Annotated in this window: 18 protein-coding genes; 12 read left to right on the top strand and 6 right to left on the bottom strand. The window is 69.3% G+C overall.

What is annotated here, in order from left to right:
- Positions 1–22: 22 nt before the first annotated feature.
- Positions 23–1,306 (bottom strand): alpha/beta fold hydrolase, encoded by a 1,284-nt coding sequence (locus BCEP18194_RS35815; RefSeq protein WP_011356206.1) that lies wholly within the window; start codon positions 1,304–1,306, stop codon positions 23–25.
- Between the two features lie 388 nt (positions 1,307–1,694).
- On the opposite strand from BCEP18194_RS35815, the gene BCEP18194_RS35810 reads away from it, so the two are divergent.
- Complete coding sequence (locus tag BCEP18194_RS35810; RefSeq protein ID WP_011356205.1) at positions 1,695–2,375, top strand: class II aldolase/adducin family protein; 681 nt, start codon at positions 1,695–1,697, stop codon at positions 2,373–2,375.
- Between the two features lie 120 nt (positions 2,376–2,495).
- Entirely contained in the window at positions 2,496–3,614 is a 1,119-nt protein-coding gene (locus tag BCEP18194_RS35805) for a sigma-54 interaction domain-containing protein (protein ID WP_011356204.1), read from the top strand.
- Here the strand turns inward: BCEP18194_RS35805 and BCEP18194_RS35800 are convergent.
- Genes BCEP18194_RS35800 through BCEP18194_RS35785 form a run of 4 tightly spaced genes read right to left on the bottom strand, consistent with a single transcriptional unit; the run spans position 3,605 to position 7,439 of the window.
- The gene (locus BCEP18194_RS35800; RefSeq protein WP_011356203.1) at positions 3,605–4,393 is read right to left on the bottom strand and encodes an ABC transporter permease; all 789 of its coding nucleotides are present in this window, start codon (positions 4,391–4,393) and stop codon (positions 3,605–3,607) included. The two genes, BCEP18194_RS35805 and BCEP18194_RS35800, sit on opposite strands and share 10 nt — an antisense overlap.
- A gap of 16 nt (positions 4,394–4,409) precedes the next feature.
- Positions 4,410–5,225 carry an ABC transporter permease gene (locus BCEP18194_RS35795; protein WP_011356202.1) on the bottom strand — a complete coding sequence of 272 codons (816 nt, stop codon included), beginning with the start codon at positions 5,223–5,225 and terminating at the stop codon, positions 4,410–4,412.
- Positions 5,225–6,331 carry a PhnD/SsuA/transferrin family substrate-binding protein gene (locus BCEP18194_RS35790; protein WP_011356201.1) on the bottom strand — a complete coding sequence of 369 codons (1,107 nt, stop codon included), beginning with the start codon at positions 6,329–6,331 and terminating at the stop codon, positions 5,225–5,227. Before BCEP18194_RS35790 ends, BCEP18194_RS35795 begins: the two co-directional genes overlap by 1 nt.
- Before the next feature lie 31 nt (positions 6,332–6,362).
- Positions 6,363–7,439, bottom strand: a complete 1,077-nt coding sequence (locus tag BCEP18194_RS35785; protein WP_011356200.1) for an ABC transporter substrate-binding protein — start codon at positions 7,437–7,439, stop codon at positions 6,363–6,365.
- 455 nt (positions 7,440–7,894) lie between these two features.
- On the opposite strand from BCEP18194_RS35785, the gene BCEP18194_RS35780 reads away from it, so the two are divergent.
- The 8 genes from BCEP18194_RS35780 to BCEP18194_RS35745 all read left to right on the top strand — a co-directional run bounded on the left by BCEP18194_RS35780 (position 7,895) and on the right by BCEP18194_RS35745 (position 17,025).
- The gene (locus BCEP18194_RS35780) at positions 7,895–9,067 is read left to right on the top strand and encodes an LLM class flavin-dependent oxidoreductase (RefSeq protein ID WP_011356199.1); all 1,173 of its coding nucleotides are present in this window, start codon (positions 7,895–7,897) and stop codon (positions 9,065–9,067) included.
- Between the two features lie 50 nt (positions 9,068–9,117).
- Positions 9,118–10,164: an ABC transporter substrate-binding protein gene (locus BCEP18194_RS35775; protein WP_011356198.1), complete on the top strand. Its 1,047-nt coding sequence runs from the start codon at positions 9,118–9,120 to the stop codon at positions 10,162–10,164.
- 33 nt (positions 10,165–10,197) lie between these two features.
- Positions 10,198–11,019 carry an energy transducer TonB gene (locus BCEP18194_RS35770; protein ID WP_011356197.1) on the top strand — a complete coding sequence of 274 codons (822 nt, stop codon included), beginning with the start codon at positions 10,198–10,200 and terminating at the stop codon, positions 11,017–11,019.
- Positions 11,020–11,060: 41 nt separating this feature from the next.
- Positions 11,061–11,777, top strand: coding sequence for a MotA/TolQ/ExbB proton channel family protein (locus tag BCEP18194_RS35765; protein ID WP_011356196.1), 717 nt, complete (start codon positions 11,061–11,063; stop codon positions 11,775–11,777).
- Positions 11,777–12,187 carry an ExbD/TolR family protein gene (locus BCEP18194_RS35760; protein WP_011356195.1) on the top strand — a complete coding sequence of 137 codons (411 nt, stop codon included), beginning with the start codon at positions 11,777–11,779 and terminating at the stop codon, positions 12,185–12,187. The genes BCEP18194_RS35765 and BCEP18194_RS35760 overlap by 1 nt, the downstream gene beginning before the upstream one ends.
- 34 nt (positions 12,188–12,221) lie before the next feature.
- The gene (locus BCEP18194_RS35755) at positions 12,222–13,298 is read left to right on the top strand and encodes an ABC transporter substrate-binding protein (protein WP_011356194.1); all 1,077 of its coding nucleotides are present in this window, start codon (positions 12,222–12,224) and stop codon (positions 13,296–13,298) included.
- Positions 13,295–14,512, top strand: a complete 1,218-nt coding sequence (locus tag BCEP18194_RS35750; protein ID WP_041493385.1) for an MFS transporter — start codon at positions 13,295–13,297, stop codon at positions 14,510–14,512. The genes BCEP18194_RS35755 and BCEP18194_RS35750 overlap by 4 nt, the downstream gene beginning before the upstream one ends.
- Positions 14,513–14,703: 191 nt before the next feature.
- Complete coding sequence (locus BCEP18194_RS35745) at positions 14,704–17,025, top strand: TonB-dependent receptor (RefSeq protein ID WP_011356192.1); 2,322 nt, start codon at positions 14,704–14,706, stop codon at positions 17,023–17,025.
- Positions 17,026–17,094: 69 nt separating this feature from the next.
- Here BCEP18194_RS35745 and BCEP18194_RS35740 read toward each other — a convergent pair whose 3' ends face one another.
- On the bottom strand, positions 17,095–18,054 hold the full coding sequence (locus BCEP18194_RS35740) for a LysR substrate-binding domain-containing protein (RefSeq protein ID WP_011356191.1): 960 nt from the start codon (positions 18,052–18,054) through the stop codon (positions 17,095–17,097).
- Between the two features lie 184 nt (positions 18,055–18,238).
- On the opposite strand from BCEP18194_RS35740, the gene BCEP18194_RS35735 reads away from it, so the two are divergent.
- Both BCEP18194_RS35735 and BCEP18194_RS35730 read left to right on the top strand, forming a co-directional pair.
- Positions 18,239–19,360 carry a M20 aminoacylase family protein gene (locus BCEP18194_RS35735; protein ID WP_050781682.1) on the top strand — a complete coding sequence of 374 codons (1,122 nt, stop codon included), beginning with the start codon at positions 18,239–18,241 and terminating at the stop codon, positions 19,358–19,360.
- Positions 19,361–19,410: 50 nt separating this feature from the next.
- The gene (locus BCEP18194_RS35730) at positions 19,411–20,199 is read left to right on the top strand and encodes an ABC transporter substrate-binding protein (protein WP_011356189.1); all 789 of its coding nucleotides are present in this window, start codon (positions 19,411–19,413) and stop codon (positions 20,197–20,199) included.
- Positions 20,200–20,224: the final 25 nt, after the last annotated feature.

Genomic DNA, 20,224 nt, shown 5'->3' with positions numbered 1-20,224 from the left:
CGTGCAAAGCGCGTCGCCTCTGCTATTGCGACACGGCCGGCTGTGCGGCCGGCGTGCAGACCGGGCGGATCGTTTCGCCGGCGAGCACGCGCTTCACGAACGGAATCGAATCGGCGAGCGACGCGTTCACGGTGCCGTTGTGTTCACGGCCCGCATACAGGTGCGCCTCGACGGTCGTGCCCGCCGCGCATGCATCCTTCGCGAGCGCGAGTTCGAGCGGTGCGAGCCCGTCGTCCGCGCCCGCACCGATGAAGACGGGCGTGGCGATCTTCAGCGTCGGGTATTTCAGGTACTCATCCCACCATGCCTTCAGCCGCGCATCGCCGCCGGGCTTCACGGTGTTCGCATGCGTGAGGTGCGCGAGCGCCGCGTCGTCTTCGAGCGACGCGAGGCAACTGATGCGCGACTGTTCGAGGATCGGCAATGCGTGGTCGGTCAGCACCTCGTCCGCGCGCAGCGACGGGTCGATCTGCTGCGCGGAGAGCACCGAGTAGAACTGGTACGCGAGTGTCGGATCGACGCGTTCGGGATCGCGCCGGTACGCGCTTTCAAACTTCGGCAGCGACGCGAGCGTGGCGGGCGACGCGTTGTAGATCGTGCCGGTGGCAACCGTTGCGCGGATCGCGAGTTCGGGCGCATAGGCGGGGGCGTAGCCGGCCGCCGCGAACACGGCCGAGCCGCCTTGCGACTGGCCGACGAGCACGACCTCGTTCGCGAGGCCCCGCACGCCGCCGAGCACTGCGCGCACGCTGTCGAGCAGCGTATAGCTGTTCGAGCGGTTGTTGAGCTGCGGATTCGGGCCGGGCGTGCCGAGCCCCTGGTAGTCGGTCGCGACGACCGCGAACCCTTGCTGAAGCCACGTGTTCAGGTAGCGCACGTCGCGATACGAGCGGCCGAACCACGACGGCGCGCAGATGTCGGCCATCCCGAACGTGCCGTGCGCCCACGCGACGATCGGCCAGCCGCCCGCGGGCGGCGTGCCGCGCGGCACGAACAGCGCACCCGACACGGCGATCGGCGTGCGGCCGCCGACGCCGTCGGTCGATGCATAGAGGATGCGCAGCTGGCGGCCGGCGCTCGCGAGCCCGAGCGTCGCTGGAAGCGGCTCGGAACGCAGCAGCACGCCGGGCGTCGCCGGAATGTCGCGGTCCCACGTGTAGAACGCGGACACGCGGCCGTCGCCCTGCAACGGATCGGGCACGGGAACGCGGCCGGGCGAAGCCGCCTGCGAGAGGAGAGACGATACGGCGAGCGCCGAAGCCAGCAGCGTGCGCGCGGTGTTGCCGCGCAGGGGGAGGAGCGTCATGGTCGGATGGGTGTCGGTGAAGTCGGATCGGACGCGCCGGACAGCGCGCGGCGCGGGCCGACCACGACGCAAGTTTCGAACCAGCGCAGCCGTTGGGCACGTGGCGCGAGGTACGACGGGCCGCTGCGTCGTACGGTGTGCCGCACACGCTGTCGGCGGCTGCGCGTCGCGCAGCAATCCGGGCCGGCAGGCTGTTGCTCCCGCAACAGAGGCGCTCGCGTGAGTCGCACGGCGCGCGTCGTGCCAGGCGCACGCGCACCGTGGCGCGGGCCTTCGACGCGTGCATGCCCGGCTGGCACGATTGCTGCTGATCCGGTGGCCGTGCGTCGCGGTGTCACGACATCGCGATGCGAGCTCATCCGTCCACCCAATCAAGGAAACCGTCCTCATGTCCGTCACCTCAACCCTCGACAGCGGCGAACTCGTGGCATTCGTCGAGCGCGCCACGCGCGAATTCACGCAGGCCGAGCGCGTGCTGAAGGACACGCGCACGCTGTCCGCGACCAACACGTTCCAGGCGTTCCAGCGTGTGCCGGGCACCGAACTCATCGTCGCGCTGTCGGCGCCGAGCCCGTGGGCCGCGTCGCAGGAGATTCAGCCCGTCGTCGTGACGTTCGACGGCGACGTGCTGCACGGCGACGCGCGCGCGGGCGGCAACGGGCCGCGCTATGCGGACGTGTTCCGCGAGGCGCCGGAAGTCGGCGTCGTGATCCACGTGCACGGCCCGTACCTCGGCGCCTGGGCGAGCGCGCATCGCCCGCTGCCGATCCGCTATGCGCCGGCCGCGCGCTACACACGCGCCCGCGAGATTCCGGTGTACGTCGATCGTCGTCCCGGCGAGCCGCGCTTCATCGTCGACACGATCCGCCGCGACCCGGAGGTGCCGGCGATCATCGAGGCAAATGGCGGCGCGACGTTCTGGGGCAAATCGATCCTCGATGTTTCGAAGTACATCCTGATCCTCGAGGAGGCTGCGTATTTCCAGGCGCTTGCGGAACCGCTCGGCGGCTCGCTCGAATTCGGGCCGGGTGCGCTCGAGCAGCAATGGAAGATGACCGGCCTCGCGTGACGCCGCGCGGCGGCCGGCGCAATCCGGCCGCCGTCATACCGATAGCTCGATGAATTGGTTCGTGGCCGGCGCGCACCTTGCTATCGTCGAACCTTCCCCGTTCAACACGCCGGTCGTGCCATGGCCATCTTCAGCTTGCCGGACCCGACTTCGCACGCGATCACGATTCGTGCGAAGGCGCTGACGTTCGACGATCCCAAATCGCGGGTGCTGCTCGAGCGCATCCAGCTCGTCGCGCCCAGCGACGCGACCGTGCTCGTCACCGGCGAGAGCGGCACCGGCAAGGAGCTGATCGCGCGCCTCGTGCATTCGCTGAGCGAGCGTCACGAAGGCCCGTTCGTCGCGGTCAACTGCGGCGCGTTCTCCGAGACGCTGATCGAAAGCGAACTGTTCGGCCACGAGCGCGGCGCGTTCACCGGCGCGATCAACAGCCAGCCCGGCTGGTTCGAATCCGCGAACCGCGGCACGCTGTTTCTCGACGAGGTGGGCGACCTGCCGCTGTCCGCGCAGGTGAAGCTGCTGCGTGTGCTGCAGGAGCGCGAAGTGACGCCGGTCGGCTCGCGCAAGACCGTGAAGATCGACGTGCGGCTCGTCGCGGCCACCAACGTGAATCTCGAAGCCGCGGTGCGCGCGGGCAATTTCCGCGAGGATCTTTACTACCGCCTCAACGTCGTGAAGCTGAGCCTGCTGCCGTTGCGCGAGCGGCCCGGCGACATCGCGCCGTTGATCGAGCACTTCATCGACACCTATGCGAAGCGGCTGCGCGTGGCCGCGCCGACGCTGACCGATACCGCACGCGCCCGGCTGCATGCGCACGCGTGGCCCGGCAACATCCGCGAACTCGAGAACGTGATCCACCACGCGGTGCTGATCTGCGCGGGCGGTGCGATCGACGTGAGCGACCTGCAGTTCTCCGCGCTGTCGCTCGCGCCCGATGCCGGCGACCCGCGCACCGCGGCGGCGGCCCCGCCGCGCCGGGCGCGCGACGTGGCCGAGGCCACCGATGCGCTGCGCCACGCGGTGATCGAACTGCTGGATCTCGGCACGCCGGCACTGTGGCAGCACATTGAAGACACCGTCTATCGCAGCGTGTTCGACTACAGCGACCACAACCAGCTGCGCATGTCGCGCCTGCTCGACCAGTCGCGCAACATCGTGCGCGCGCGGCTCGCGCAGCTCGGCATCCTGAAGCCGCGCGACGCGGGCGACGCCGACGCGCGGCTGCGCCGTCAGGCGTGATCGCGCCAGCGCAGCGCGCGCTGCGCGATTCGCTCGCATAGCGCACTCATGCCGACGGCGAGCGCCGTCACCCCCAGCACGCAGACCAGCAACACGTCGGCACGCGCGCCGGCCTGCGCGTTCTGCATCAGGCTGCCGACCCCCGCACCCGCGTTGAACAGCAGCTCGCTACTGGTCGCGGTGATCCACGCAAACGGCACGGCCTGCAACACGCCCGCGAACAGGTCGGGCAGCGCGCCCGGAATCAACACGTCGCGCCACAGGCCGATGCGTGTCAGGCGATACGACTGCGCGAGTTCGACATAGCGCGGGTCGACGCGGCGCAGCCCGTCGAAGCTGGCGGTGGTCATCGGGTAGAACGCGGCGAGCGCGATGATGAACACCTTCGCGAATTCGCCGGTGCCGGCCCACAGGCTCAGCAGCGGAATCAGCCCGAGCAGCGGCACGTAGCGTAGCGCCTGGAACGCCGGTTCGCCGAGCTTGCGCGCGAGCGTCGAGCGCGCCATCGCCGCACCGAACACGAGCCCGAACGCGACGCCGGCCGCCAGGCCGAGGGTCGTGCGGCGCAGGCTCGCGCCGAGATCGGTCGCGAGTTCGCCGCTGCGTGCGAGTTCGACGAGCGCGGCGCACACCTGCTGCAACGGCACGAACGCATATTGATGGGCCGCATCGCCGGACGACGCGTATTGCCATGCGGCGACCAGCAGAGCCGGCACGACGAGGCCGCGCGCACGACGGCGCAGCGCGGCGAACGGGAAGGCGGGTAGGGCGAGGGTCATTCGGAAACCTGTTCGTTCAGCGAGTGGGTGTCTGCCAGCGCAATGCGTAACGTTGCACGAGCGCGATCGACCGGTCGATCGCGAAGCCGATCAGCCCGATCACCGCGACGTCGATGAGCACGACGTCGAGGCGCAGCATCTGCCGCGCCAGTTCCATCATCTGGCCGATCCCGCTGTCGGCGCTGAGCAGCTCGACCGCGACGAGCGCAAGCCACGCGCGCGCGAGCGCGATCCGCACGCCGGTCAGCAGCGGTGGCAACGCGGCGGGCAGCAGCACGTCGCGCAGCAGCGCGAAGCGGCCGAGCCCGTAGTGCCGCGCCATCTCGACGAGATCGCGCGGCGCGTCGTGCACGCCCGTGTACGCGGCCAGCGCGACCGGAAAGAACACGGCCTTGCCGACGACGACGAGCTTCAGCGGTTCGTCGACGCCGATCAGCAGGATCAGCAGCGGAATCAGCGTGAGCGTCGGCACTTGCCGCAGCAGGTCGAACGTCGGCCGCAGGTAGTCGGCGAACAGCCGGCTGCGCGCAAGCAGGATGCCGAATGCGGCACCGCCGGTCGCGCCGATCGCGAAGCCGAGCGCGAGGCGATGCAGCGTGATCAGCAGGTTGTCGCGCAGTTCGCCGGTGTCGAGCAGCGTGCGCAGCGTTGCCGCGAGCCGGTCGGGCGGCACGAGGAGCTGAGGCGGGAACCAGCGCTGCGCGCTCGCGAGCCACCACAGCGCGACGAACGCGACGGGCGTGGCCCACCACAGCGCGAGCCCGCCGAGCCGTGCCATGCCGGGCAGGCGGAGCGCGCGTGTGCCGTTCGACGCGAGGGCATGCATCGGCATCAGCGGCTCGCGACGCGCGCGGCGTCCGCGCGCCAGTAGCCGTCGAGCCCGAGCTGCTTGAGCGCGGTTGCGACGAACGTCGGCGCGAGCAGCGCATTCACGTCGACCGGCGTGGACGTCAGGCCGGCCTGGCGGCTGTACGCGATGACGTCGCGGTAGTGGCCGGTCAGCGCGGGCGTGAAGAGCGGCGTCCATTGCTCCTTCCACGGGGTCGCCTCATCCGCGTATTCGCGGCGCACGATGCTTTCCGGCTGGCCGGACGCGCTCAGGATCTTTACGTACGCGTCGCGGTTCTGCGGCTGCGAGATCCAGTGCGCCGCGCGCACGTAGGCGGTCGCGACGAGCTGCGTGATGTCGGGATAGCGCCGGACGAAATCGTCGGACGCCCACAGTTCCGCGCGCATCTTCCAGTCGTCGGGCGCGGTCTTGGTCGACCAGATGATCTTGCCGACGCGCTTGTCGACGAGCGAATACGCGTCGGACAGCGTGAAGAAGCCGTCGACCCGGCCGGCCGCGACGGCCGCCGCCCCGGCCTGCGGGTCGAGGTTGTAGATCTTGAAGTCGGACAGCTTCAGCCCGTTCTCGGCGAGCAGCTTGCTGAACGTGACTTCCCAGGGCCGGCCGCGATTGAGCGCGATGCGCTTGCCTTTCAGGTCGACGATCGACTTCGCGGTCGACGCGGCCGGCACGACGAGGTACGTGTTGCTGCCGACGCCGCCCGGCACGATCAGGCGCGTGTGCGTGCCCGACGCGTTGACGACAACCGACGGCAGGTCGCCGTAGCCGGCGAAATCGATGCTGCCGTTCGTGAACGCTTCGTTCACGAGCGTGCCGACCGCCGCGGTCGACACGGGCACCCATTGCAGCGTCACGTGCCGCGCGGCGAGCGCGTTCGCGAGCGACTTGTCGGCGTCGATCAACGCGGACGCGCCCGCGTATTGCGTCTTGCCGCCGCTCGAATAGGCGACGACGGCGATCCGCACGACCTTGGGCGCGTCGTCCGCCTGCGCGGCCGGTGCGGCGAGCGATGCCGCGGCGAACGGCAGCGCGGCGAACAGCGCGCGCAGCGGGCGGCGCAGCGACGTGAGGGAGAGCGTGTGTTTCATGGTGGTCCGGAACAGTGGGCGGAAAAGGGGCTCACGCGCGCTTCTGCAGCGACGGCCGCAGCACGTCGGCGAGCGGACGCGGGTCAATCCAGTCGGCGACGTCGAAGTCGGCTTCCAGAAAGCCGTGGTCGTGCAGGAAGGTCTTGAAGTCGTCGAGCGCGGCGACCGATTCGTCGTCGAGGTTGACGCCGAGATGCCGGTGCAGCTGGTTGCCGTACGCGGCGCGCACCCAGTCGATCGACGATGCGGTTTCGCCGGCCACGTAGTGCGCGGTTTCGTCGGGATGCGTGCCGGCCCAGTCGCCGGCTGCGACCACGAGCTTCAGGAAGCCGGCGACGATGTCCGGATGGTTCGCGAGCACGTCCGCGTTGACGGTCAGCGGGCGCGGCGTGCCGTTGTTGTTGCGGATCGAGCGCTCCGGATGAAAGCCGATGTCGATCACGACGTGCGCGCCGATCAGCTGCGCGATCTCGAGGCCGGTCGAACCCTTCACGTAGATCGCGTCGACCTCGCCGCGCAGCAGCGCACCGGCTTCGGCCGCGTACAGCGCGCGGCTCGAAAAGCCGTGCGGCGACACGAACAGGTCCGCCGCGCGCGCCGGCCCGACGGCCTGCAGCGTGCGCGCGTGCACATCGACGCGTTCGACGTCGCGCGTGGTCAGCCCGTCGAGGCTCAGCGCGTTGACGAAGCCGCGCAGCGCCGACGCGCGAAAGATGTCGATGCGGTCGTCGGGGCGGCTCGGAATCGCGATGCGGCGCCCACGCAATGCCTTCACCGAGCGGATGCCCGACTCGGGCCGCGCGAGGATCAACTGTGATTCGTCGACCCACGACAGCCCGATCACGCGCGTGTTCGCGCCGTTCGAGCGCGCCCACATCGCGGGGATGCTGCCGCCCTGGCGAAACGACTGCGCGAGCGTGTGATCGCTGATCGACGACACGTCGTGCCGCGTGGCGCCGCGCGGCGAGCGGATCGCGACGCCGTCGGCCGACGTCTCGCCGTTGAGCCAGCCGAGATGCACGGCGATGCCGAGCGGGGTCGGCACGGGCGATCGGGCGTACCAGAACGTCTGCTGCTTGTCCGATGACGAATCGGGCCTGTCTGTCATGGGTGAGATTCCCTCTCTGCGTAAGCATGGATGAAACCCGGTCGCGCACGGTGTCGGTGTCGCACGCGCGGGCCGGTCAACGTTGCAAGTTCCGGGCCAGTGAACGGAAACGGCGCGGCCGCACGCGGCGCGGGCGTCGCGCGGGAGGGGCGATGCGCGTGCCGATGCATGGCCTGTTGCGCCAGCAACAGTCGCGTCGGCCGCTGTTGCGCGCGCAGCAGCGGTGGGGTTGGTGCAGCAGCGCGGTGCGGGCGTGTTTTGCCGTGTCCGCGAACAACCGGTGAGCGCTGAGCGATTCCCGCTGATGCCCGACCGACAAGGCGTTGTGCACATTCATCGACGGGCCGGCACGCGCAGTGGCGAGCACGTTGGCACACCGCGTGCTTTACAGCGCAGCACACGCGCGGCACGCCGATGCCGCACGCAATCCGAATGGCCCGACCAGGAGAACTCCGATGGCTGTTGAATTTCTGTGGCGCCTGCCGATGCATGGTGACGGCCGGCGCGCACACGACCTGCATACGCGCGGCGAATGGAATCGCCAGCGCGCATCGCGCGTCGCGCCGAAAGTCGACGACGACGATTTCGGCTACATCGACTATCTGTCGCAGGTCGCGCGCGCGGCCGATATCGCCGGCTTCCACGGCGCGCTGATTCCGATCTTCCGCTTCACCGAGGAGCCGTGGGTCGTGGCGGCCGCGCTGGCGCGCGAGACGCGCCGGCTGCGGCTCCTGATCGCGTTGCAGCCGCATTTCGTGCATCCGGTCTATGCGGCGCAGATGGCCGCGAGCCTGCAGCGGATCAGCCGCGGCCGCGTGGAGTGGAACGTCGTCACCGGCGGCGGCGGCCCCGATCAGCGGGCATACGGCGATTTCATCGATCACGACAGCCGCTATGCGCGGACCGACGAATTCCTCGATGTCGTGAAGGGCGTCGCGGCCGGCGAGCCGTTCACGTTCGACGGCCGCTTCTACCGCGTCGAAGCCGGTGGCCTGCTGCCGCCGCTGAGCGGCCAGAAGCCGCCGCGCATCTACCTGGCCGGCGCGAGCGACGCCGCGCTCGCGGTCGCCGCGAAGCATGGCGACGTGCACCTGAACTGGGGCGAGCCGCTCGCGAAACAGAAGGAGGTGATCGATGCGGCACGCCGCGCGCTCGATCGCCAGCACGCCGAGCGCGACCTGCGCTTCGGCATGCGCATCGACATCCTCGCGCGCGACACCGAGGAGCAGGCGTGGGCCGAGTTGCGGCAGATGTTCGCGACCGTGGGCGACGCGACGCGCAACGGCTTCGGCGGGCGCGGCGAGTCGTCGGAATCGGTCGGCGCGAAACGCCAGTTCGCGCTGCACCAGGGCAACACGCAGCACTTCGACGACCTGATCGTCGGCCCGAACCTGTGGGCCGGGATGTCGCAGATTCGCGGCGGCCCCGGCTGCGTGATCGTCGGCAGCCACGAGCAGGTGGCCGAGCGGCTCGCGGAATACGTCGACATCGGCGTCTCGACGTTCATTCTGGCGAGCAACCCGCATCTCGAGGAGGCGTACCGCGTAGGCGAGGAAGTGCTGCCGCTCGTCGACGGCGCGCGAAACGCGCGCGCCACGCAGGCGGCGCTGCGTGTGGCCGGCGCATGACCGCAACGGCATTCCCGCGCCTTCCAACCCCATCGACAAGGACATTCACCATGACGACACTCGCTGCGCAGGCCACGGCCTGCGACGCACTCTGGTACACGCGTTGCCCGGTGCCGACCGCGCTCGGCATCGCCGTGCATCGCGGCTGGTTCGATGAGGAGTTCGGGCCGGACGGCATCACGCTGAATTCGCTGCAGGAGACGGCCGATGCCGGCAAGCGCGAATCGCATTTCGATCACAGCCTGCCGCACTCGTTCCGGCAGGGCGGCAACATTCCCGCGCTGTGGGCGCGAGCACGCGGCGCCGATACGCGCGTGATCGGCCTGTCGTGGACCAACGAATTCCAGGCGATCGTCACGTTGCCCGAGCGCGGCATCCGCTCGGTGCGCGATCTGCGCGGCCGGCGGCTCGGGTTGCCGCGCCATCCGATCAGCATCGACTTCTGGCGGGCGGCCGCGCTGAAAGGCTTCCTGAGCGCGCTCGAACTGGAAGGGCTCGGGCACGGCGACGCCGAATGGGTCGACCTGCCCGACGAACGCGAACGTCGCACGGGGCCCGCTTCGTTCACGCGCGGCCCGCACGAGTACGGGCTCGAGATCGCGGCGCTCGTGCGCGGCGAGGTCGATGCGGTGTTCGTGAAAGGCGTCGAGGGGCTCGAAACCGTGCATCTGATCGACGCGCAGGTCGTCATCGATCTCGGTGCGCACCCCGATCCGCTGGTGCGGATCGGCAACGGCACGCCGCGCACGCTGACCGTCGACCGCGCGCTGATCGACGCGCGCCCCGATCTCGTGAGCCGCTTCCTGTCGGTCGTGGTGGGGGCGGGCGATTGGGCCGCGCGCCATCCGGCGGAGACGGTCGCCTATATCGGCCGCGAGACGCGCGCATCCGACGAGTGGGTGCGCTATGCGTACGGCGCGGACGTGCATCGCCATCTGGAGACGGGGCTCGCGCAAACGTCGATCGACGGGCTGGTCGCGTTCAAGGACTTCCTCGTCGAATGGGGCTTTCTCGAACAGGATTTCGATGCGCGCGCGTGGATCGACCCGGCGCCGTTCACGCACATCGACCGGCAACGCCATGCGTGGGTCGCGTAGCGCGCCGCGGCGCGTCATTGCAAGGAGTCGAGCATGACAGGTCTGACGATCGAATACGGCGTGCCGCCGGCACGCCGGCATGCGGCGCGTGCTGCGCCGCGCGCAGGTGCGAGCGGGGTGGCGGGCAGGGCGGTGGCAGTGGCGCGTCCGCCGTCCGCTTCGCCTTCGCCTTCGGCACGGCCGGATCCGCGAGCGGCGAAGCCGGGCGCGTGGCGCGTCACGGGTGCGATCGCGCTTGCAGTCGCGGCACTGCATGCGGGTGTCGCGCTGCTGGCCGCGCGCGCGCCGGCCGCGCCGCCCGTGCAGCCGCCGCGGCCGCTGCCGATGACGGTCGAGCTGACGCGGCCGCCCGAACCGTTGCCGCAGGCCGCGCATCCACCGCCACCGGTGGTGCCGCCGAAGCCGCTGAAGCAGGCGCCGACGCCGACGCCGACGCCGCGTGCGGCCATCGTGCATCCGGCGCCTGCGCCCGCTGCCGCGCCGCAAGTCACCCGCGAGGCGGTCACCGCGACGGCGGTACCGGCCGTCGCTGCGCAAGCCGCACCGGCTCCCGCGCCTGCCGCACCCGTGCGTGAAACCGCACCGATCGGCGACGCGGCCTACCTGCGCAACCCGGCGCCCGACTATCCGGCGTTCGCGCAGGACCAGGGCTGGGAAGGGCGCGTCGTGCTGCGCGTGCACGTGCTCGCGAACGGCTCGCCCGATTCCGTCGAGGTCCGCACGAGCAGCGGCCGCCGCATGCTCGACACCGCGGCGGTGGCCGCGGTGAAGCGCTGGACGTTCGTGCCCGCGAAGCGCGGCGACGAAGCGGTCGACGGCTGGGTCAACGTGCCGATCGATTTCAAGCTGGGCTGACCCGCCGGGCGGCCCGCCACATTTTTCAAGGAACTCACATCATGAACGGTATCCCGACCACCTTCATCGTCCAGGGCGCGCTCTGGCTGCTCGTCGTCTTTTCCGTCGTCACGTGGACGCTGATCGTCGTGAAGGCGATCCAGAGCCTGCGGGCGAGCGTGCGCAACCGGCGTTACGTCAGCGCGTTCTGGGCCGCGAACAGCTTTCACGAGGCCGCCGCGCTCGACGGCGCGAACAGCCCGGTGGGCGAACTCGCCGCGACGGGCTTCGACGCGCTGCGACGCGCCGACGAGAGCAACGCGCACGATCTCGAACACAGCTGGAGCCGCCACGACCTGCTCGAACGGCATCTGCGGCAGCAGATCCACAACGCGCGCCGGCGCGAAGAGGCGGGGCTGGCGGTGCTCGCGTCGATCGGCAGCACCGCGCCGTTCGTCGGCCTGTTCGGCACCGTGTTCGGCATCATCCACGCGTTGACCGCGATCACGCACAGCGCGTCGGCGAGCATCGACGTCGTGGCCGGGCCAATCGGCGAGGCGCTCGTCGCGACCGGGATCGGCATCGCGGTCGCGGTGCCGGCCGTGCTCGCGTACAACTTCTTCGTGCGCCGCGTGAAGGCCGCGTCGGCCGATCTCGATGCGTTCGCCACCGATTTCGTCACGCTCGCGCAGAGGGCCGGCTTCCGCGTGCCGGCCGCGGCCGTCGCGCCCGCGCCGGCGCGCCGTGCCGGCGACACCCGTCAGGAGGCGTTCGCATAATGGCTTTCTCTTCTTCCTCCGACAACGACGACGTGCTCAGCGAAATCAACATCACGCCGCTCGTCGACGTGATGCTCGTGTTGCTCGTCGCCTTCATCGTCACGGCGCCGCTGCTCAACAACGCGGTGCACGTGAATCTGCCGAACACGGTCGCCACGGCGCCGGCCGATCGCAAGCCGAACGTCACCGTGAGCGTCGACGACAAGGGCGTCGTGTATCTCGACAAGCGCGTGGTCGCACTCGCCGCGGTGCCGGCCGAGCTGGCCGCGCTGAAGGCCGGCCGGCCCGACGTCGCGCTCGACCTGCAGGCCGACGAGCACGTGCCGTACGGCACGGTCGCGAAGCTGATGGCCGCGATCGAGCATGCGGGCATCACGCGGCTGTCGGTGCTCACCGCGCCGCGCGGCTGATGCGCGGCTGACGACTCTTTTTCCGAACGCATCCATGAGCATCACGGCTTCCCCTAACGTCCAGTCGATCTGGTACACCCGCTGCCCGGTGCCGACACCGCTCGGCATCGCCGCGCATCTCGGCTGGCTCGACAGCGAATTCGCCGGCGACGGCATCACCGTGCGCGCGCTGCAGGAGAGCCAGCACGCGACGCTGCATCACGCACATGTCGATCATTCGCTCGACAACGCATTCCGGCAGGGCGGCAGCATTCCCGCGCTGTGGGCGCGCGCGGCCGGCGCCGATACGCGCGTGGTCGCACTGACCTGGGTTGACGAGGCGCAGGCGATCGTCGCGCTGCCGGAAAGTGGCCTGACGCGGCCGAAGGACCTGCGCGGGCGCCGCGTCGGCCTGCCGCGCCGCGACGCCGAGCGCATCGACATCTTCCGCGCGGCGGCGCTGCGTGGCTTCGTCAGCGCGCTGTCGCTCGACGGGCTCGGTCCCGCCGACGTCGAATGGATCGACGTGCCCGCGTCGAACCTGCGCGCACCGGTGTCGACGCCAGCGACGCGCGACGCGGCATTCAGCCATCCCGCGAGCCTGTCGAGCCGCCGGCTCTATGCGGCCGAAGCGGCCGCGCTCGTGCGGGGCGAGGTCGACGCGATCTACGTGAAGGGATCGCTCGGGCTCGAAACCGCGCACCTGATCGGCGCGCAGCCGGTGATCGACATCGGCTTTCATCCCGATCCGCAGATCCGCATCAACAACGGGTCGCCGCGGCCGCTGACCGTCAATGCGTCGACGCTCGAACGGCATCCCGACATCGTCTGCCGCTTCCTCGCGCGCGTGACCGATGTCGAAGGCTGGGCGCGCGAGCACGAGCAGGAAGTGCTCGGCTATCTCGGCCGCGAGACGGGATCGGGCCATGACTGGCTGCGGCTCGCGTACGGCGCGGACGTGCACCGGCGGCTGCGCACGGACCTCGACGAAGCGTCGATCGCCGCGCTCGACGATTTCAAGCGCTTCCTCGTCGACTGGCGATTCTTGCCGGCCGACTTCGACGTGCGCGGGTGGATCGACCGGCGCGCACTCGACGGCATCGCGACGCTGTCTCGCGACGCCGCGCGGTGAGCGCGCCGGCACGCGTCGCCGACGCCTGGCGGCGCGAGCGCTTCACCGGCGGCTTCATGCTACTGGCGCTCGCGAGCGGGACGACGATCAGCATGGCGCAACTCGCGACGACGCTGTACGCGCTCGCGCTCGGCGTCGACAGCGCCCGGCTCGGCATCATCGCGGCGATGGAGCCGCTCGGCATCGCGTTGATGACGCTGCCGGCCGGGTTGCTCGTCGCGCGCTACGGCGCGCGGCGCGTGTACTTCGTCGCGAGCATGGGCCCGATGCTGCTCAATCTCGTCGTGCCGTTTACCGGCGCATGGCCGCCGATCGCGCTCACGCAAGTGTTGATCGGGCTGTGCATTCCGTTCCGGATCGTGTCGATCAACGGCGTGTTCCTCGCGCGTCTCGCGCAGATCGGCCTCGCGCGCGCCGGCTGGTACCGCGCGGCGATGTCGGTCGGGTCCGGCATGGTCGGGCCGTGGCTCGCGAGCTGGCTGATCGGCGCGCATGGCGCGGTCGCGACGTTCTGCGCGGCATCGGCAAGCTTCGCGGGCATGGCGCTGTTCAGCCGGACGCTGCTCGGCGACGCGGAGCGTGCGCCGCGCAGTGCGCAACCCGAAACCGGCGGCCTGCGCGCGTTGCTGGCGCTCGCATGGAGTCACGACGTGCGCGAACAGCTCGTGCTGGAAGCCGTGAACAGCGCGACGCGTTCGCTCGCCGCTGCCTATACGGTGGTGCTGGCGATCCAGTCGCTCGGGTTGTCGCAGACGAAGGCCGTCGCGCTGCTGACGCTGCAAGGCGTCGTCGCGGTGATCGCGCTGTTCGGGCTCGGGCATGTCGCGCAGCGGATGACGGCGCGCCGTTGCCAGGCGCTCAGTCTTGCCGGCGGCGTGACCGGGTTGCTCGCGCTGGGTCTTGCGCATGACGTATGGCTCGTCGGCGCGGGACTTGCCGCGCTGTGCGCCGGTTCGTCGCTGCTGCATCTCGCCAACATGCAGCGTCTCGGTCGTCACCCGGCCGACAAGAGCCAGGTGTCGAGCCTCTACAACCTCGCGTCGATGACGGGCGCGTTCTGCGGCCCGCTGGCCGGCAGCGCGCTCGTACCGGTCGTCGGGTTGCCGGGCGTGTTTCTGTGCTGGCTGCCCGTCGTCGTGCTGGTCGCGTTCGCGTTACGCGTCGCAACGGGGCGGCGCGACGCATCGCAGCCCGTGACTGCAAAGCTATCCTGACGACCTCATCGAGTGTTGCGTGACAAGCAGTTTGCTTCCCGTCACAGATGCGCATGCAACACCACCTGCGCCACACACATGCCGGAAGCCCCGTGCGACGGGCTTCTCGATGCTGGCATCCGAATTGCAATAGGTAACCCGTGCGTCGCGCACGCACGTGCGTTCAACCGATCAAACAGGATGACTCATCGATGTTCAGGAAAAAACTAATCGTCACCGCGCTGGGGGGACTGCTGACGGGCGGGGCCGTATCGTTGCCCGCATGGGCGGAAGAGGGCGCGGTGACGGCGGCGCCGGACGCGAAGCCGGCGCAACCGGGCGCGGACGATGCAGCCGCGGCCGCACCGGCGGCAGCCCGTGCATCCCGTGTGAGCCGCGGCACGGCGACACGCGAAACGAACCTCGGCACGGTGACGGTGACCGCGCGCCGGCGCAAGGAGAGCATCCAGGATGTGCCGGTCGCGGTGAGCGCGTTGAGCGGCGACACGATCAGGAACAACGAGCTGCGCGTGGTCAACGACGTCACGAAGTACGTGCCGAACTTCACCGGGCAATCGACCGAAGGCCGCGAGCGGCCGCGCTGGTTCATGCGCGGCGTCGGCAGCAACGATCCGTCGGACCTGTCGCTGAGCCCGATCGGCGTGTACTTCGACGACGTCTACATCAACAGCGTGTTCGGGCAGGGCTTCCCGTTGTTCGACCTCGATCGCATCGAAGTGCTGCGCGGCCCGCAGGGCACGCTGTGGGGCAAGAATACCGTCGGCGGCGCGCTCAGCATCACGTCGCAGAAGCCGACCTTCGACGTGAGCGGCTACGGCAAGATCGGGCTCGGCCAGTACAACAGCCGGCTCGCGGAAGCCGCGATCGGCGGCCCGATCGGCAAGAACGACGTGCTGGCTGCACGCGTGTCGGTGTATCACGAGAACGCCGACAGCTTCTACACGAATACCGTGCAGCAAGGGCGTTTCGGCGGCTTCCACGACAATGCGGTGCGCTTCCAGGTGCTCGCCGTGCCGACCTCGGATACCGACTTCCTGTTCAACATCCACGGCCGCAACTACACAGGCGGCGGCAATGCGTGGCACGCGCAGGGCGCGGGGACGGGCGGCGCGAACCAGTTCGGCTTCGTCGGGTCGAGCGATCCGTACACGGTGTCGCTCAACGCGCCGTCGAGCGATCACATCTCGACCTGGGGCACGTCGCTTACCGCGCACTGGCGCATCAACCCGGCGGTGACGCTGACGTCGATCACCGCGTTCGAAGGGCTACACCGCTGGTACCAGGACGACGAGGACTATTCCGCGTTCGACGCCGCGCGCTCGCACGATCGCTTGTCGAGCCGCCAGTTCTCGCAGGAATTCCGGCTCGAATCGCCGCAGAACGACCGGTTCAGCTGGCTCGTCGGCACGCACCTGTTCACCGAGCAACTGGCCGAGCAGGGGGCCGGCGGCGGCCTGCCGGGCTCGCCGTCGCCCGCGTTCTACCACTTGACCGACCTCACGCAGCACACGCAGAGCGCGGCGATCTTCGGCAGCGTGAAGTACCGGTTCACCGACCGCTTCAACGTGACGGGCGGGCTGCGTTACACGATCGAGCGCAAGAACATCAACCTGACCGGGTTGCAGGACACCGGCAACGTGACGTTCAGCAATCCGGGCAGCTGGTGGGATCCGTCGTCGGTGTCGTCGCCGCTGGCGGTCAGCGCGCGGCAGAACCAGACGAACACGTGGCGCGCGCCGACCTGGGACCTCACGCCCGAATATGCGCTCAGCAGCAACGTGCGCGCGTATTTCCGCTATGCGCGCGGCTTCCGGTCGGGTGGTTACAACGGCAATGCGTATACGCAGAGCACGATATCGACCGTGTCGCCGGAGTACCTGACCGACTACGAAGTCGGCATCAAGAGCGAGTGGTTCGACAAGCGGCTGATCGTCAACGCGAGCGTGTTCCACTACGACTATCGCGACATCCAGGTGTTCGCGCTGGCGCCGAACCCGTTCGGCGGGCCGCCGGTGTCGACGCTGTCGAACGCGGGGCAGGGGCGCGCGGACGGCTTCGAGCTGGAGCTGAAGGCGCAGCCGGTCAACAGCCTCTACCTGTTCGCGAACCTCGGGATGCTGAACACGCGCTACACGGAGTTCCGCTACGTGCCGACCGCCGTCGGCAACTCGTTCGCGCGTTCGCCGCATACGACGATCAACGCGGGCTTCGACTATCGCGTGCCGGTGTCGTTCGGCACGCTGACGGCCGGCGGCGACGTGAATTACCGCAGCCGCGAGTACTTCAGCGCGACGCGGCAGACGATGCCGCAGCTCTGGCAGGGCGGCTACACGGTGCTGAACGCGCACGTGTCCTACACGACGCCGAACCAGAAGTACATCGTGACGGGCTATGTGACGAACCTGACCAACAAGGTCTACAAGAAGCTCGAGCTGCTGCCGTCGTATGGCGCGTATCCGGTGCTGTACGGCGATCCGCGCACGGTCGGGATCACGCTCACGGCGAAGATCTGACGGGCAGCACGTGCATGAGGCGCAGGCGGCGGCGCGGCGGCGAGCCGCGACTGCCGCGCCTGCCGCGCGTCAGATCAGCAGCGACAGCGTCCTGAACAGCGCGAGATCCGCCTTGCGTGCCGATCGCGCATGTCGGCGGATCACGTGCAGCAGGCAGTCGATGAAGAAGCGCGCGGCGTCGCTGAGCGTGCTGCTGCGCCGCGTGACGATCCCGAGGTCGCGCGGCTCGAAGGTCTCGTTCAACTGCAGCGCGCGCATCCGTTCGCCGAACGACGGCACGGCCGCGAGGATCGTCGGGCACCACGTGCACATGTCGGCCTGCTCGAGCATCGTCTGCAGCATCGCCACCGACTGCGCACGCACGATACGCCGTTCGTCGATGTCGGCACCGTGGCGCGTGAACAGGTATTCGACGAGCGCGGCCTGTCCGTCGGCCGCGAAATTCAATACCCAGTCGTTATCGAGCAGGTCATGGATCGACCGCGCGTGTTCGAGCGGATGGCCGGCGCGCACCATCACCGCGGTCTCGTAGCGCAGCATCGGCTCGAATGCGAATTCCTGCGTGCCGCCCGGTTGCACGTGCCCGAGCGCGAAGTCCATGCTGCCGTCGCGCAACAGCGGCTGCGCAACGGCCATCAGCGCTTCGTAGAGTTCGAGGCGCACGTCGGGCATCTGCGCGCGAAAGCGCAGCACCGCTTCCGCGAGGAACGTCATCGTGAGCCACGGCGTGACGCCGATGCTCAACCGGCCTTCGACGCGGCCGCGCATGCGTTCGAGATCGCTCTGCGCGTGTTCGAGCTGTTTCAGCACGAGCTTCGCGTGCGTGAGCAGCGTCTTGCCGTATTCGGTGAAGCCGATCCCCTCCGGCGCGCGGACCAGCAGCGGCAGGCGTTCGCTGGCCTCCAGCTCGCGCAGCGCGCGTGTGACGGCCGCCTGCGACAGCCCGAGCGTGCGTGCCGCGCCGCGGATGCTGCCGGCCTCCGCGCTCGCGACGAGCGCCTGCAACTGATGCAGCTTGATCGTGCTCATGGTGCGATACCCGACAACGAAAGGTTGTCATCATAACGAAACCGCGGCTGTTCGCCGGGATTTTCGCTGCCTACGATGCGGCCACGATCGGTCATTCGGGCGATCGGCAACCGGAATGCATCGAGGAGAATCGGGGTTGGAACATAAACATATCCAGCCGGAAATGGCGGCCATCGAGGCGGAGATGATTGCGCTGCGCCGCCGGCTGCACGCGCATCCGGAGCTTGGCTTCGAGGAGCACGCGACGAGCGATCTCGTGGCCGGCTTCCTGACAACGTGGGGTTATCGGGTGACGCGCGGTCTCGGCGGCACCGGCGTGGTCGGCACGTTGACGCGCGGCCCCGGAAAACGGCTCGGGCTGCGCGCGGACATGGACGCACTGCCGATCCGCGAGACGACCGGGCTGCCGCACGCGAGCCGGTGCGACGGCGTGATGCACGCGTGCGGCCACGACGGCCATACGGCGATGCTGCTCGCGGCGGCGCGCTGCCTGGCTGAGCGCGAACGCTTTACAGGCACGCTGAACCTGATTTTCCAGCCGGCCGAGGAAGGGCTCGGCGGCGCGAAGCGGATGATCGACGACGGGCTGTTCGAGCAGTTTCCGTGCGATGCGGTGTTCGCGATGCACAACGTGCCGGGCCTGCCGGCCGGCGTGCTCGGTTTCTGCGACGGCCCGGCGATGGCCTCGGCCGACGAGGTGCGCGTGCGCGTGACCGGGCGCGGCGGGCATGGCGCGGCGCCGCATACGACGATCGATCCGGTGGTCGTGTGCGCGTCGATCGTGATGGCGCTGCAGACCGTCGTGTCGCGCAACGTGAACCCGCAGGACCTGGCAATCGTGACGGCCGGCTCGATCCATGCGGGCACCGCATCGAACGTGATCCCGCCACACGCGGATCTGGAACTCAGCGTGCGCGCGCTGTCGCCGGACGTGCGCGCGCTGCTGGAGCGGCGAATTCGCGAGATCGTGCACGGGCAGGCCGCGAGCTATGGCGCTACTGCCGAGATCGACTACCGGCACGAGTACCCGGTGCTGGTCAATCACGCAGAGCAAACCGCGTTTGCACGCGACGTCGCCCGCGAATGGGGCGGCGATGGCGCGCTGATCCCGCATCTGCGGCCGATCGCGGCCAGCGAGGACTTCGCGTTCATGCTGAACGCATGCCCCGGCAGCTACCTGTCGATCGGCAACGGCGACGGCGCCGCCGGATGCGGGCTGCACCACCCCGGCTACGATTTCAACGACGCATGCCTCGCCACGGGCGCGAGCTACTGGATCGCACTGGCGGAACGCTACCTCGCGTGATGTGCCCGTACGAATTTGACTGAAGATTCACACAAGGAAGGAGACTGGCAATGAAGCAATGGAAACGGATGGCGGCGCTCGCGATGGCGCTGGCGGCGAGCGCGGCGCATGCGGGCGACTGGGCGGGCAAGGAGATCCGCCTCGCGGTCGATCCGACTTACCCGCCGCTCGAATACAAGCTGCCCGACGGCACGCTGACGGGCTTCGGGATCGACATCACGAACGCGTTGTGCGCGGAGCTGCGTGCGCGCTGCGTGTGGGTCGAGTCGAGTTTCGACGGGATGATTCCGGGGCTGCTCGCGCGCAAGTTCGACGTGATTGCGTCGTCGATGACGATCACGCCGAAGCGGCAGCAGCAGATCGCCTTCACGAACCGGATCTCGAATGCGCCGGCGCGCCTCATCGCGCGCAAGGGCTCGCCGCTGCTGCCGACGGCCGATGCGCTGAAGGGCAAGCGCGTGGGCGTCGAGCAGGGTTCAGCGCAGGCCGACTACGCGGTCGCGAACTGGCAGCCGGCCGGCGTCCAGATCGTGTCGTACCAGAACCAGGACCAGGTCTATGCCGATCTCGTGACGGGCCGGCTCGACGCGGCGTTCCAGGCATCGATCGCGGCCAGCGACGGTTTCCTGAAGAAGCCGCAGGGCAAGGATTTCGCGTTCGTCGGCGCGGCGATCGACGACGTGAAGTACTTCGGGCAGGGCGACGGGCTCGGGCTGCGCAAGCAGGACAACGACCTGCGCGACGCCTTCAACCGCGCGCTCGCGACAATCCTCGCGAACGGCACGTACCAGCGGATCAACAAGAAGTACTTCGACTTCGACATCTACGGCGCGAAGTAAGCGGCGACGCCCGGACAACGGGCGG

Source organism: Burkholderia lata, from assembly GCF_000012945.1.
In the GTDB taxonomy this organism is placed as follows: Bacteria; Pseudomonadota; Gammaproteobacteria; order Burkholderiales; family Burkholderiaceae; genus Burkholderia; species Burkholderia lata.
Note: the sequence above shows the minus strand (reverse complement) of the source record. Positions and strands in the feature narration are given on the sequence as shown.